Below are 13,611 nucleotides of genomic sequence, written 5' to 3'. Positions count from 1 at the left end.
CTCCCGGTTACTCCAGCTCGACCAGCGCGCTGCCTTCGGTGACCATCTCGCCTTCCTGGCAATACAAAGCCTTGATCACGCCATCCTGGGGCGCCCGAATGCTGTGCTCCATTTTCATCGCTTCGAGCACCACCAGTGGCGCACCGGCTTCCACCGTCTGCCCGATTTCGACCAACACCCGGACAATGCTGCCGTTCATTGGAGCAGTCAGGCCGCCTTGATGGCTGTGGCTGGCTTCCACGGCGGCAATCGGGTCGTACTCGCTGATGCAGCGCAACTCGCCTGCCCATTGCAGGTACAGCTGCCGGTCCTGGCGAATCGCCCGCAACTGGCGGCGCAGTCCCTGATGCTCGACCTGCAGCTGCTCGCCCTTGAGCTCAGCAGTGTGGGCGTTGGCCGGTGCCAGGGTAATGGCCCGGTCCTGGCCTTCACAGCTCAGGTGCAGGGTGGTTTCAGCCGGCAAGCCTGCGCGCAAACCGTTGCCGTTGGCCCACGGTGAGCTCGGGTCGTCGCCGCGCACGCTGGGGCGTCGGCTTTGGGCGAAGGCCTGGGCGGCAACGTGCCAGAACTCATCGCTGAGTGCCTGGGGTGCCGGCAGCAATTGCTCCTGGTAGCGTGGGATAAATCCGGTATCCAGTTCGGCTGCGGCGAATGCCGGGTGGGCGACGATTCTGCGCAAGAAGCTGATGTTGGTCTTCAAACCGCCAATGGCAAACTCATCGAGCATGCTCAGCAAGCGCAGGCGGGCCTGTTCGCGGTCCTCGCCCCAGGCAATCAGCTTGCCGAGCATCGGGTCATAGTATGGCGAAACAACGTCGCCTTCCTCGACGCCACTGTCCACTCGACGTCCCGGGCCCGGGGTGGATTCGCGGTACAGCGCCAGGTGCCCGGTGGCCGGCAGGAAGTCATTGCTCGGGTCTTCGGCGTACAGACGCACTTCAATCGCATGGCCGATCAGCGGCACCTGAGCCTGGGTCATCGGCAGTGGCTCGCCCTGGGCGACGCGAATCTGCCAGGCCACCAGGTCCAGGCCGGTGATGGCTTCGGTGACAGGGTGTTCGACCTGCAGGCGGGTGTTCATTTCCATGAAGAAGAACTCGCCACGCGAATCCAGCAAGAACTCCACGGTGCCGGCACCGACATAACCGATGGCCTGGGCAGCGCGTACCGCCGCCTCGCCCATGGCTTTGCGCAGCTCGGCGCTGAGGCCGGGGGCCGGGGCTTCTTCCACCACTTTCTGGTGGCGACGTTGAATCGAGCAATCCCGTTCGTTGAGGTACAGGCAGTTGCCGTGCTGGTCGGCAAACACCTGGATTTCCACGTGGCGTGGCTTGAGCAGGTATTTTTCCACCAGCATCCGCGAGTCGCCGAACGATGACAGGGCTTCACGTTGTGCCGAGGCCAGGGCCTCGGCCAACTGGCTGGTGTCCTCGACCACTTTCATGCCCTTGCCGCCGCCCCCGGCCGTGGCCTTGAGCAGCACCGGGTAGCCGATGCGCTCGGCGGCGATGCGGAAGGTCTCCAGGTCCTGGGCTTGCCCGTGATACCCCGGGACCAGCGGTACGCCGGCGGTTTCCATCAAGGCCTTGGCGGCAGACTTGCTGCCCATGGCGTCAATGGCCGAGGCCGGTGGGCCGAGGAAAATCAGCCCGGCGTTTTCGATGGCGCGGGCAAAGCCGGCGTTTTCCGAAAGGAAGCCGTAGCCGGGGTGAATCGCCTGGGCGCCACTGGCCTTGGCCGCGGCCAGCAATTTGTCGATCTGCAGGTAACTGTCGGCCGCTTTGCTGCCGCCCAGGTCCACGCGGATATCCGCTTCGCGGCTGTGGCGGGCGTCGCGGTCAGTGGCGCTGTGCACGGCCACGGTCGTCAGGCCCAGGGCCTTGGCGGTGCGCATGACGCGGCAAGCGATTTCGCCGCGGTTGGCCACCAGCAGGGTGGTGAGTACAGGTGCGCTCATCAACGTGGCTCCTGGGGGGTGGAGGGTGCCTGCCAGCTCGGCGGACGTTTGTGCAGGAAGGCCCGCAAGCCTTCCTGGCCTTCGGGGCTGACCCGGATCCGGGCAATGGCGTTTTCGCAGTAGCGGCGCAGGGCTGGGTTCAGCGCACCGCTGCCGACTTCACGCAGCAACTCTTTGCTCGAGCGCATGGCTTGCGGGCTGTTGAGCAGCAGGTTGCTGATCCAGCTTTCGACCTGTGACTCCAGCTCGCTGGCCGGATAGCTTTCGCTGAGCAGGCCCAGCTCCCGGGCCCGCTGGCCACTGAAGCGCTCGGCTGTCAGGGCATAACGACGGGCCGCACGCTCGCCGATGGCTTGCACGACGAAGGGGCTGATCACCGCGGGCGCCAGGCCGATGCGCACTTCCGACAGACAGAACTGCGCGTCATCGGTGCCGATCGCCAGGTCGCAGCAACTGACCAGGCCCACCGCGCCGCCAAAGGCCGCGCCTTGCACCACGGCCAGGGTCGGGAGCTTCAGCTTGGCCAGGTTGTACATCAACTCGGCGAGCTCGCGGGCATCGTCCAGGTTGGTGTGATAGTCGAGCTCGGCCGATTGCTGCATCCAGGCCAGGTCGGCGCCGGCACTGAAATGTTTGCCACGCCCGCGCACCAGCAGAAAACGCAGGCTCGGATCGGCCTGGACCTTGTCCAGCGCCAGGATCAGCTCACGAATCATTTCGGCGTTGAACGCGTTGTTCTTGGCTTCGCGGCTGAGCCACAGCGTGGCGAAACCACGGGGATCGGTCAGCAGTTCCAGGGTATTGAAGTCGCTCATGTCTAACCTCTGCACAACTCTTCGATGCAGGCCTCGGACTTGCCGGCGAACGTCATTGCGCCTGTCTCAAGCGCTCTTTTCGCGGGCAGCCTGACGCCTGCGGGATCACATCCGGAACACGCCAAAGCGAGTCGGTTCGACCGCTGCGTTCAGCGAAGCGGACAACGCCAGTGCCAGCACGTCACGGGTTTGCGCCGGGTCAATGACCCCGTCGTCCCACAACCGCGCACTGGAGTAGTAGGGGTGGCCCTGTTCTTCGTACTGATCGAGGATCGGCTGCTTGATCTCGGCTTCCTGGGCGGCGCTGAAGTCCTGGCCGCTGCGTTCGGCCTGCTCGCGCTTGACCTGCACCAGCACGCCAGCGGCCTGCTCGGCCCCCATCACGCCGATGCGCGCGTTGGGCCACATCCACAGGAACCGCGGATCGTAGGCGCGCCCGCACATGCCGTAGTTGCCGGCGCCGAAACTGCCGCCAATGATCACGGTGAACTTCGGCACCTTGGCACAGGCCACCGCGGTCACCAGCTTGGCGCCGTGCTTGGCGATGCCGCCGGCTTCGTACTTCTGGCCGACCATGAAGCCGGTGATGTTTTGCAGGAACAGCAGGGGAATCCCGCGCTGGCAGGCCAGTTCGATGAAGTGCGCGCCTTTCTGTGCGGCTTCGGCGAAGAGGATCCCGTTGTTGGCGAGGATCGCGATCGGGTAACCGTGCAGGTGGGCAAAACCGCACACCAGGGTGGTGCCGAACAGCGCCTTGAACTCATCGAACACCGAGCCGTCGACCAGGCGCGCGATCACTTCGCGGACATCAAACGGTTGCTTGGCGTCAGCCGGAACCACGCCATACAGCTCGTCGCTGGCAAACAGCGGAGCAATCGGCGTGCGCTGTTGCAGCTCGCCCAGCTTGCGCCAGTTGAGGTTGGCGACGCTGCGTCGGGCCAGGGCCAGGGCATGTTCGTCGCTGTCGGCGTAGTGGTCGGCGACCCCGGAAATCTTGCAGTGCACATCGGCCCCGCCAAGGTCTTCGGCACTCACCACTTCGCCGGTCGCGGCTTTCACCAGGGGGGGGCCGGCGAGGAAGATCGTCGCCTGCTCACGCACCATGATGGCTTCGTCGGCCATGGCCGGCACATAGGCCCCACCGGCGGTGCAGGAGCCCATGACCACGGCGATCTGGGGAATGCCCATGGCACTCATGTTGGCCTGGTTGAAGAAGATCCGGCCGAAGTGCTCACGGTCCGGGAACACCTCATCCTGGCGTGGCAGGTTGGCACCGCCGGAGTCCACCAGGTAGATGCACGGCAGGCGATTCTGCTGGGCAATGGTCTGGGCCCGCAGGTGTTTTTTCACCGTCAGTGGGTAGTAGGAGCCGCCTTTGACCGTGGCATCGTTGGCGACGATCATGCATTCAACGCCTTCGACCCGGCCGATGCCGGCAATCACACCCGCTGCCGGGACGTCTTCGCCATAGACTTGGTACGCCGCCAACTGGCTGATTTCCAGGAAGGGCGAGCCAGGATCGAGCAAGCGGTTGATCCGCTCGCGGGGCAGCAGTTTACCCCGCGAGGTATGCCGCTCCTGGGCTTTGGCGCCGCCGCCTTGCTGGACCTGGGCGAGCAGGGTGTGCAGTGCGTCGACCTGAGCGAGCATCGCCGCGCTGTTACTGGCGAACTCCGCCGAACGGGGGTTGAGCTGGGTGTGCAGGATGGCCATGGACAGCTCCGTTAGCGGGTTTCGTTAAACAGTTCGCGACCGATCAGCATGCGACGGATCTCACTGGTGCCGGCACCGATTTCGTACAGCTTGGCGTCGCGCAGCAGGCGACCGGCCGGGAATTCGTTGATGTAGCCGTTGCCCCCCAGGATCTGGATCGCGTCGAGGGCCATCTGGGTGGCGCGTTCGGCGCTGTAGAGGATCACCCCGGCGGCGTCCTTGCGGGTGGTTTCGCCACGCTCGCAGGCCTGGGCCACCGCATACAGGTAGGCGCGGCTGGCGTTGAGCTGGGTGTACATGTCGGCGACCTTGCCCTGGATCAGCTGGAATTCGCCGATGCTCTGGCCGAACTGCTTGCGGTCGTGGATGTAAGGCACGATCAGGTCCATGCAGGCTTGCATGATCCCGGTAGGACCGCCGGACAGGACCACGCGTTCATAGTCCAGGCCGCTCATCAGGACTTTGACGCCGCCGTTGAGCACGCCGAGGATGTTCTCTTGCGGGACTTCGACGTCGTCAAAGAACAGCTCGCAAGTGTTGGAGCCACGCATGCCCAGCTTGTCGAACTTGTTGCTGCGGCTGAAGCCTTTCCAGTCACGCTCGACGATGAACGCGGTGATCCCGTGCGGACCCTTTTCCAGGTCGGTCTTGGCGTAGATCACGTAGGTATTGGCGTCCGGACCGTTGGTGATCCAGGTCTTGCTGCCGTTAAGCACATAGTGGTCGCCACGTTTATCGGCGCGCAGCTTCATCGAGACCACGTCGGAACCGGCATTCGGCTCGCTCATGGCCAGCGCGCCGATGTGCTCGCCGCTGATCAGCTTGGGCAGGTACTTGGTTTTCTGCTCGTGGTTGCCGTTACGGTTGATCTGATTGACGCACAGATTGGAATGAGCGCCGTAGGACAGGGCGACCGAGGCCGAGCCGCGGCTGATTTCTTCCATCGCGACCACGTGGGCCAGGTAGCCCAGGCCGGCACCGCCGTACTCTTCCGCGACGGTGATGCCCAACAGCCCCATGTCGCCGAACTTGCGCCACAGGTCCGCGGGGAACAGGTTGTCGATGTCGATCTGGGCGGCGCGGGGCGCGATCTCTTTGCTGACGAATGCGCGGACCTGGTCACGCAGCATGTCGATGGTTTCGCCGAGGGCAAAGTTCAGAGACGGATAGCTCATGGGGCACCTTCAAACTTGTTTTTATCAATGGAGAATCGGCCTGCGATGCGCGCCGAGTCGACTGTCACCTTTACGTTAACGTAAACCTGAGACGAATGGCTGTCAATCGCCCTTTACGTTAACGTCAACTTGAGCGAGAGTAGAGGCAGTTCAGGTCGGGTCCGGCGGCATGATGCCGGGCTTCCACACACCCGCTAATAAAGACAATAGGGGTCGTCATGGATCAACACAGTGCTCACCCACAGCACAGCTACACCCGTGGCTCGCAGGACAAAGCCTTGCTGGCGATGACCATTGGCCAGGCATTCGACAACACGGTCGCCCGTTACCCGCAGGGCGAAGCGTTGGTGGTCCGCCACCAGCAGTTGCGCTACAGCTGGACGCAACTGGCCGAGGCGGTGGAGTTGCACGCCAGGGCGCTGCTGGCGCTGGGCCTGCAGGCCGGGGATCGCCTCGGCGTCTGGGCGCCCAATTGTGCCCAGTGGTGCATCAGCCAGTTCGCCAGCGCGAAGATCGGGGTGATTCTGGTCAACATCAACCCGGCCTATCGCAGCTCGGAGCTGGAGTACGTGCTCAAGCAGTCCGGTTGCCAGTGGCTGGTATGTGCCGGCTCCTTCAAGACCTCCGATTACCACGCCATGCTGCAGGGCCTGGCGCCGGAGTTGGCGCAACACCCGGTCGGCCAATTGCAGTGCGAGCGCCTGCCGCAACTGCGCGGCGTCATCAGCCTCGACCCGCAGCCGCCCGCAGGCTTCCTGCCCTGGTCGCAACTGACAGAGCTGGGGGCAGGGGTGCCGCCCGAGCAGCTCAAGGCGCGGCAGAACAGCCTGCATTTCGACCAGGCCGTGAACATTCAGTACACCTCCGGCACCACCGGTTTCCCCAAGGGAGCCACCCTCAGTCACTACAACATCCTCAACAATGGCTACATGGTGGGCGAAAGCCTCGGGCTGACGGCCGACGATCGCCTGGTGATCCCGGTGCCGCTGTACCACTGCTTCGGCATGGTGATGGGCAACCTGGGGTGTATCACCCATGGCACCACCATGATTTACCCCAACGACGCCTTCGATCCCCTGTTGACCCTGGAAACCGTGGCCCAGGAAAAGGCCACCGGCTTGTATGGCGTGCCGACCATGTTCATCGCCATGCTCGATCACCCGCGGCGCAAGGAGTTTGGCCTGTCGTCCCTGCGCACCGGCATCATGGCCGGGGCGACCTGCCCGATTGAGGTGATGCGCCGGGTCATCAGCGAAATGCACATGAACGAAGTGCAGATTGCCTACGGCATGACGGAAACCAGCCCGGTGTCGTTGCAGACCGGTCCTGCGGACAATCTGGAGCTGCGGGTGACGACCGTCGGCCGCACCCAGCCGCAACTGGAAAGCAAGATTATCGATGAAGCCGGCAACCTCGTGCCCCGCGGCACCATTGGTGAACTGTGCACCCGCGGCTACAGCGTGATGCTCGGCTACTGGAACAACCCTGAGGGCACCGCCGAAGCCATCGATCAGGCCGGGTGGATGCACACCGGCGACCTGGCGACCATGAACGAAGAGGGCTACGTCTGCATCGCCGGGCGTAACAAGGACATGATCATTCGTGGCGGCGAGAATATTTATCCGCGCGAGCTGGAAGAATTTTTCTTCACCCACCCGGCGGTGGCGGATGTACAGGTAATCGGCATTCCCTGCGAGAAATATGGCGAGGAGATTGTCGCCTGGATCAAATTCCACCCCGGTCACAGCGCCAACGAACTGGAGCTGCAAGCCTGGTGCAAGGAGCGCATCGCCCACTTCAAGACGCCACGTCACTTCAAGTTCGTCGAGGAGTTCCCGATGACCGTGACTGGCAAGATCCAGAAGTTCAAGATGCGCGAGATCTCCATCGAGGAGCTGCGGGAGGTCAAGGGCTGACTGCAGGGGCGAGCAAGCCGCACGCGGCTTGCTCGCGATGGCGATGGTATGTCCAGCATGGATGTCGGATGAGCCACCGCTATCGCGAGCACGCTCGCTCCCACCGTGGGTGATGGGTTGATCCGCTGCTTCTGCAAATGGGGGTGGCGGGGACCTTAAACCCCAGACAGCACAAAGGGGAGCCGAGGCTCCCCTTTAATTTGTCGTTGCGTGCTCTATTTTTATTATTAAGGGGCGGTCTGTTGTTGTTTTTGGCAACCGTGGCCCTTTACCGCTGTTTTGTGCGACCCCCATGCGGGGTCAAGAGCAAACGTATTTTTTTGAGCGCTGATCTGCTTTTTCGCCAAGCGATCCAACCAGTTCGGGAGCTACCTGAAGGTAGTTTTATTGTTCTCTGCCCGGTTGCGGGTCACTGCAAGCAGCACCCTGAAAGCACACCTTCTCCAAAAAAATCTGTTAGCTGCGTCTCTGCCGTGTTGTTTTTGTTATGTCAGAGTCGTTACGTCTTATTTTTATTAGGTTTGCCGCTTTTTTTGTTCTTGTTATGCCATAGAGATAGCAGAACCCGTGCCAACTTTTAAAAGTCCTTTAAAATCAATGACTTAATATTTTGTTGAACAAGCCCAGGCTAAAAATTCCCTCAGGTTGTTTCCGTGTTACTCGTTTTGGTGCGGGGCGGTAACACCCCGGCACACATTTACTGGGCGCTGCGGGCCTTGGCCACGCGCGAACCCGTTACTCGCCCCAAGACGTCGCAGATCTGCTGGCCGGCCACCAGCAATTGCGGCATATCCACCCCCGTCTCGATCCCCAGGCCGTTGAGCAGGTACAGCACGTCCTCGGTGGCCACGTTACCGCTGGCACCCTTGGCATACGGGCAGCCGCCCAGGCCGGCGATGGAGCTGTCGAACACCGCGATGCCTTCGAGCAGGCTGGCGTAGACGTTGGCCATGGCCTGGCCGTAGGTGTCATGGAAGTGGCCGGCGAGTTTGTCCCGTGGCACCTGGGCGCCCACCACCTCGAACATCCGCCGGGTAGCGCCGGCGGTGCCGGTGCCGATGGTGTCCCCCAGGGACACCTCATAACAGCCCATGGCATACAGCTCGCGAGCAACCAGGGCCACTTGCTCCGGGGCCACGTCACCTTCGTACGGGCAGCCCAGCACACAGGACACGTAACCGCGCACACTGACACCGTGCTGGCGGGCGGCGTCCATGATCGGCACAAATCGCTCCAGGCTTTCGCTGATCGAGCAATTGATGTTGCGTTGCGAGAAGGCTTCGGAGGCGGCGGCAAACACCGCGACTTCCTTGACCCCGGCGGCCATGGCGTCTTCGAACCCACGCAGGTTCGGCGCCAGCGCACCGTAGGTAACCCCGGGCTTGCGCTGGATCTGCGCGAACACTTCGGCGGAGCCGGCCATTTGCGGTACCCACTTGGGCGAAACGAAGCTGCCGACTTCGATGTAACCCAGGCCGGCGGCCGTCAACGCGTCGACCAGCCGCACCTTGTCGGCGACGCTGATGGGTTGGGCTTCGTTTTGCAGGCCATCGCGTGGGCCGACTTCGATCAGGCGTACATGGGAGGGGAGGGACATATCAGGTTCACCTGTGGTTAGGAGTGTGAAGGCGCGGCCTGCTGGCTCTTGAGGGTCTGTTCCAGCGCCTGGACACAGCGCTCTTCGGCGGTGTCGAGCTCCAGCTTCATCTGTTCGATGTCCAGCAGTTGCTGTTCCAGCTGTTCCCGGCGTTCGCTGATTTTCGCCAGCATGCTGTTCAACTGCTTGGTGTTACCGCTGGTGGGGTCGTAGAGTTCGATCAGCTCGCGGCATTCGGCCAGGGAAAAGCCAATGCGCTTGCCCCGCAGGATCAGCTTCAGGCTGACCTTGTCCCGAGGCGAGTAGATCCGCTCCTGCCCGCGCCGCTCGGGGCTGAGCAGTCCTTGCTCTTCATAAAAACGGATGGCGCGGGTGGTGATGTCGAGCTCGCGGGCGAGGTCGGAAATGCTGTAGGTCTGGCTGCTCATGGCACGCTCGAAAAAGGGGCTTGGCGCTAAGCTAATGTCAGGTTGACGTAAACGTCAAGCAGCAAGCGCTGCACCAGACCCCATTGTCCGATACCCGCCCTCAAGCCTGCTGCTTATCCAGCTTCTTCTCGTGCGCCGTGACCTGCTGGCACAACTCGATCATCTGCTCGCGCATCCAGCGGTTGGCCGGGTCCTGGTCGGTGCTTTCGTGCCAGTACAGGTGGGTTGCCACCGGGGGCACATCGTTGACCGGCAGCAGGAATGATTGCAGTTCATGGCGGCGGGCAAAACGTTCCGGCACGGTCATCACCATGTCGGTTTGCTGCAGGACCTGAGAGGCCATCAGGTAATGCTGCGACCGCAGGGCGATCTTGCGCTGGATGCCCATCTTGCCCAGTGCCAGGTCGACATGGCCCAGGCCGCTGCGACGGCTGGAAATATGGATGTGGGTCAGGGACAGGTAATCGTCGAGGCTGAACTTTTCCTTGCCGGCCATGGGGTGCCCCTTGCGCATGGCGCAGACGTACCGGTCTTCCATCAGCTTGACGTGGCGCACTTGCGGGTCGGTGTTGAGCGGCGCATCGACGGCGAAGTCCAGGCGTCCGGCGGCCAGTTCCTTGGTGGTCTCGCGGCGCTTGGACAGGAAGCTTTCGATGACCACGCCCGGGGCCAGGCGGCGCAGGCGCTGGAACAACGGCGGCAGGATCACCGCTTCCGTGAGGTCGGTCATGCTGATGCGGTAAGTCTTGACCGCCTGCAACGGGTTGAAGATGCGGCTTTCCTGGACCGAGACCCGCAACAGCGAGAGCGCATTGCGCACCGGGCCGATGATGTTCTGCGCCATCGGTGTCGGCACCATGCCCTGGGCGGTGCGCACGAACAGCGGGTCGTTGAAGGTCTCGCGCAGGCGGGCCAGAGCGTTGGACACTGCGGGCTGGGTAATGCCGACGATCTGCCCGGCGCGGGTCAGGTTGGCTTCGGTATAGATGGCATCGAAGACGATGAAAAGGTTGAGGTCGACCTTGCTCAGATTCATGTCACTACGCTCTTGTTGTAGGTGGGCTCGATCAGTCGATCATATATCGGTGATGAATGTTAATACACGCCGAGAATAGGCTAGGTAAATTATCAACGCTGATCTAGCATCAATTCATGCCCTCAATAACGACTTCATCACCTCGTCAAAAAAGGTAGCCGCCCATGGATTTCGCTTATTCGCCCAAGGTTCAGGAACTGCGTGAACGCGTGACTGCGTTCATGGATGCTTACGTCTATCCAGCCGAAGCCGTGTTTGAGCGCCAGGTCGCCGAAGGTGATCGCTGGCAGCCCACCGCGATCATGGAAGAACTCAAAAGCAAGGCCAAGGCCGAAGGCCTGTGGAACCTGTTCCTGCCGGAATCGGAACTCGGTGCCGGCCTGACCAACCTCGAATACGCACCGCTGGCGGAGATCATGGGGCGCTCCTTGCTGGGGCCGGAACCCTTCAACTGCTCGGCGCCGGACACCGGCAACATGGAAGTGCTGGTGCGCTACGCCAACGAAGAGCAGAAACAGCGCTGGCTTGAACCCCTGCTGCGCGGCGAGATCCGTTCGGCGTTCGCCATGACCGAGCCGGATGTGGCCTCATCCGATGCCACCAACATGGCGGCCCGTGCCGAGCGCGATGGCGATCAGTGGGTGATCAATGGCAAGAAATGGTGGACCTCCGGGGCCTGCGACCCGCGCTGCAAGATTCTGATCTTCATGGGCCTGAGCAACCCGGATGCGCCACGCCATGCGCAGCACTCGATGATCCTGGTGCCGGTGGACACTCCTGGGGTAAAAATTCTGCGTCCGCTGCCGGTATTCGGCTACGACGACGCGCCCCACGGTCACGCCGAAGTGCTGTTCGAAAACGTCCGTGTGCCCTACGAAAACGTACTGTTGGGCGAGGGACGTGGTTTCGAGATCGCCCAGGGTCGCCTCGGCCCGGGCCGCATTCACCACTGCATGCGTTCGGTCGGTATGGCCGAGCGCGCGCTGGAATTGATGTGCAAGCGCTCGGTCAATCGCACGGCCTTCGGCAAACCGCTGGCACGCCTGGGCGGTAACATCGACAAGATTGCCGACTCGCGGATGGAAATCGACATGGCGCGCCTGCTGACCCTCAAGGCTGCCTACATGATGGACACCGTGGGTAACAAAGTGGCGAAAAGCGAGATCGCCCAGATCAAGGTGGTCGCCCCGAACGTGGCCTTGCGGGTCATTGACCGGGCGATCCAGATCCATGGCGGTGCCGGGGTTTCCAACGATTTCCCGCTGGCCTACATGTACGCCATGCAACGCACCTTGCGCCTGGCCGATGGCCCGGACGAGGTGCACCGTGCGGCGATCGGCAAGTTCGAAATCGGCAAGTATGTGCCCAAGGAAATGCTCCGTAGCGGCCATTAAACCGCGCCTCACCTGACACCCGCCCGCGCCTTTGGCGTTGGCGGGTGCTGACGTTTCGGTCCTAGGCCGGCAGCGCCTGCTCGCCGCGACCAAACCGCTCGCGATACACCGACGGTGCCAACCCGACCACCGTGCGAAAGGCCACGCGAAAACTCTCCACACTGCGATAGCCGCACTGCTGCGCAATCTGCTCGGTCGTGTGCCGGCTGCTTTCCAGCAGTTCACGGGCGCGGGCCAGGCGTTGCTGTTGCAGCCAGGACTTGGGCGAAGCCCCGGTGGCTTCGCTGAAACGGCGCAGGAAGGTGCGCTCGCTCATTGCCGCCTGGCTGGCCAGGTCGCGTACTTCCAGTGGTTCGTGCAAGCGCTCGCGAGCCCATTGCATTACCCGTGACAGGTCGCTGCGGGGTGTGCGGCTGACCGGGGCGGGGATGAACTGCGCCTGGCCGCCGGTGCGTTGCGGTGACATCACCAGCCGGCGCGCCACCGAATTGGCCACCTGGGTGCCAAAGTCCCGCGCCACCAGGTGCAGGCAGGCATCGATGCCGGCGGCGCTGCCAGCCGAGGTGAGCAACTGGCCCGCGTCCACGTACAGCACGTCCGGGTCCACCAGGATGTTGGGGTAGCGTGCGCTCAGTTCGTCGGTGTAGCGCCAGTGGGTGGTGGCGCGCAAGCCGTCGAGCAGGCCACTGGCCGCCAGCACAAACACCCCGGAACAGATCGACACCAGGCGTGCTCCGCGCCCGTGGGCCCGGCGCAATGCCGCCAACAGAGTGGCGGGCACCGGATCGCTGCGGCTGCGCCAGCCGGGAATGATGATGGTGCGGGCGGTCTCCAGCAGTTCCATGCCGCCATCGGCCAACACCTGAATGCCGCCGGTAGCCCGCATCGGGCCCTGATCGACGGCGACGATCCGGTGCTGGTACCAAGGGAAGTCGAACTCGGGCCGTGCCAGGCCGAAGATCTCCACCGCAATGCCAAACTCAAAGGTACAGAGGCCGTCGTAGGCCAGGATCGCTACAGAACCGGGTGTGCTGTGCATTTGGCGGAAAGTTCCCAGTGAGTGTCTTGTGCGCCACTGTAGCGCTTCAGGTCGGTTCGATACAGTGCTGGCAAGCCCACACATGCTTTGGAGAACACCCATGACCAGCCTGGTTCGCGCGATTCCTGCAGCCCCTAGCGCCGTTGCCTTGATGCATTTCAGCAACCGCCTGACCTTTGAAACCGATTGTTCCGACGTCTTCAGCAGCCAGGAGGCCGGTGCAGTGGATTTTGTCCTGGTGGATGTGCGTGGGCCTTTGGCTTACCAGCGCGGTCATCTGCCGGGGGCGATCAACATTCCCGGGCGCCTGATCACGGCCGGGTTGTTGGCGGGTTACCCCAAGGACACCTTGTTCGTGGTGTATTGCGCCGGCCCCCATTGCAATGGCGCCAACAAGGCCGCGGTGAAACTGGCGGCGCTGGAGTACTCGGTCAAGGAAATGATCGGTGGAGTGACCGGGTGGCTGGATGAGGGATTTGTATTAAGTGCCGCAGGTGCAGCGCGGGCCGATGTGGCAATTGGCTGCGAGTGCTGAGCGTCC

Annotated in this window: 11 protein-coding genes; 3 read left to right on the top strand and 8 right to left on the bottom strand. The window is 62.8% G+C overall.

Features of this window, described 5'->3' with window-relative positions:
• Window positions 1–7: 7 nt before the first annotated feature.
• The 4 genes from H7995_RS16705 to H7995_RS16690 all read right to left on the bottom strand — a co-directional run bounded on the left by H7995_RS16705 (window position 8) and on the right by H7995_RS16690 (window position 5,660).
• Window positions 8–1,957: an acetyl/propionyl/methylcrotonyl-CoA carboxylase subunit alpha gene (locus H7995_RS16705; protein WP_166592379.1), complete on the bottom strand. Its 1,950-nt coding sequence runs from the start codon at window positions 1,955–1,957 to the stop codon at window positions 8–10.
• Complete coding sequence (locus H7995_RS16700) at window positions 1,957–2,772, bottom strand: gamma-carboxygeranoyl-CoA hydratase (protein WP_166592380.1); 816 nt, start codon at window positions 2,770–2,772, stop codon at window positions 1,957–1,959. Before H7995_RS16700 ends, H7995_RS16705 begins: the two co-directional genes overlap by 1 nt.
• Before the next feature lie 105 nt (window positions 2,773–2,877).
• Window positions 2,878–4,485, bottom strand: a complete 1,608-nt coding sequence (locus tag H7995_RS16695; protein ID WP_159994630.1) for a carboxyl transferase domain-containing protein — start codon at window positions 4,483–4,485, stop codon at window positions 2,878–2,880.
• Between the two features lie 11 nt (window positions 4,486–4,496).
• A complete protein-coding gene (locus H7995_RS16690; RefSeq protein ID WP_095167847.1) occupies window positions 4,497–5,660 on the bottom strand; it encodes an isovaleryl-CoA dehydrogenase in 1,164 nt (387 codons plus the stop codon).
• 218 nt (window positions 5,661–5,878) lie between these two features.
• On the opposite strand from H7995_RS16690, the gene H7995_RS16685 reads away from it, so the two are divergent.
• Window positions 5,879–7,576: an AMP-binding protein gene (locus H7995_RS16685; RefSeq protein WP_182344039.1), complete on the top strand. Its 1,698-nt coding sequence runs from the start codon at window positions 5,879–5,881 to the stop codon at window positions 7,574–7,576.
• Between the two features lie 697 nt (window positions 7,577–8,273).
• On the opposite strand, the gene H7995_RS16680 is transcribed toward H7995_RS16685, so the two are convergent.
• The 3 genes from H7995_RS16680 to H7995_RS16670 all read right to left on the bottom strand — a co-directional run bounded on the left by H7995_RS16680 (window position 8,274) and on the right by H7995_RS16670 (window position 10,637).
• Entirely contained in the window at window positions 8,274–9,173 is a 900-nt protein-coding gene (locus H7995_RS16680; RefSeq protein WP_166592382.1) for a hydroxymethylglutaryl-CoA lyase, read from the bottom strand.
• Window positions 9,174–9,190: 17 nt separating this feature from the next.
• Window positions 9,191–9,601, bottom strand: a complete 411-nt coding sequence (locus H7995_RS16675; RefSeq protein WP_095167852.1) for a MerR family transcriptional regulator — start codon at window positions 9,599–9,601, stop codon at window positions 9,191–9,193.
• A 100-nt stretch (window positions 9,602–9,701) separates the two neighbouring features.
• Window positions 9,702–10,637 (bottom strand): LysR family transcriptional regulator, encoded by a 936-nt coding sequence (locus tag H7995_RS16670; protein WP_166592383.1) that lies wholly within the window; start codon window positions 10,635–10,637, stop codon window positions 9,702–9,704.
• A 164-nt stretch (window positions 10,638–10,801) separates the two neighbouring features.
• On the opposite strand from H7995_RS16670, the gene H7995_RS16665 reads away from it, so the two are divergent.
• The gene (locus H7995_RS16665) at window positions 10,802–12,031 is read left to right on the top strand and encodes an acyl-CoA dehydrogenase (RefSeq protein ID WP_185818633.1); all 1,230 of its coding nucleotides are present in this window, start codon (window positions 10,802–10,804) and stop codon (window positions 12,029–12,031) included.
• A 61-nt stretch (window positions 12,032–12,092) separates the two neighbouring features.
• Here the strand turns inward: H7995_RS16665 and ftrA are convergent, their stop codons facing one another.
• Window positions 12,093–13,070 (bottom strand): transcriptional regulator FtrA, encoded by a 978-nt coding sequence (gene ftrA / locus H7995_RS16660; protein WP_166592385.1) that lies wholly within the window; start codon window positions 13,068–13,070, stop codon window positions 12,093–12,095.
• Window positions 13,071–13,170: 100 nt separating this feature from the next.
• Here ftrA and H7995_RS16655 point away from each other — a divergent pair, with 100 nt between their 5' ends.
• Complete coding sequence (locus H7995_RS16655) at window positions 13,171–13,605, top strand: rhodanese-like domain-containing protein (RefSeq protein WP_185818632.1); 435 nt, start codon at window positions 13,171–13,173, stop codon at window positions 13,603–13,605.
• The last annotated feature ends 6 nt before the right edge of the window (window positions 13,606–13,611 follow it).

The organism is Pseudomonas kielensis, assembly GCF_014236655.1.
Lineage (GTDB): Bacteria > Pseudomonadota > Gammaproteobacteria > Pseudomonadales > Pseudomonadaceae > Aquipseudomonas > Aquipseudomonas kielensis.
Note: the sequence above shows the minus strand (reverse complement) of the source record. Positions and strands in the feature narration are given on the sequence as shown.

What these genes read in the sequence shown, in the direction of transcription:
- H7995_RS16705 (WP_166592379.1), bottom strand. Translation starts at nt 1,957, where the DNA reads ATGAGCGCACCTGTACTCACCACCCTGCTGGTGGCCAACCGCGGCGAA.
- H7995_RS16700 (WP_166592380.1), bottom strand. Translation starts at nt 2,772, where the DNA reads ATGAGCGACTTCAATACCCTGGAACTGCTGACCGATCCCCGTGGTTTC.
- H7995_RS16695 (WP_159994630.1), bottom strand. Translation starts at nt 4,485, where the DNA reads ATGGCCATCCTGCACACCCAGCTCAACCCCCGTTCGGCGGAGTTCGCC.
- H7995_RS16690 (WP_095167847.1), bottom strand. Translation starts at nt 5,660, where the DNA reads ATGAGCTATCCGTCTCTGAACTTTGCCCTCGGCGAAACCATCGACATG.
- H7995_RS16685 (WP_182344039.1), top strand. Translation starts at nt 5,879, where the DNA reads ATGGATCAACACAGTGCTCACCCACAGCACAGCTACACCCGTGGCTCG.
- H7995_RS16680 (WP_166592382.1), bottom strand. Translation starts at nt 9,173, where the DNA reads ATGTCCCTCCCCTCCCATGTACGCCTGATCGAAGTCGGCCCACGCGAT.
- H7995_RS16675 (WP_095167852.1), bottom strand. Translation starts at nt 9,601, where the DNA reads ATGAGCAGCCAGACCTACAGCATTTCCGACCTCGCCCGCGAGCTCGAC.
- H7995_RS16670 (WP_166592383.1), bottom strand. Translation starts at nt 10,637, where the DNA reads ATGAATCTGAGCAAGGTCGACCTCAACCTTTTCATCGTCTTCGATGCC.
- H7995_RS16665 (WP_185818633.1), top strand. Translation starts at nt 10,802, where the DNA reads ATGGATTTCGCTTATTCGCCCAAGGTTCAGGAACTGCGTGAACGCGTG.
- ftrA (WP_166592385.1), bottom strand. Translation starts at nt 13,070, where the DNA reads ATGCACAGCACACCCGGTTCTGTAGCGATCCTGGCCTACGACGGCCTC.
- H7995_RS16655 (WP_185818632.1), top strand. Translation starts at nt 13,171, where the DNA reads ATGACCAGCCTGGTTCGCGCGATTCCTGCAGCCCCTAGCGCCGTTGCC.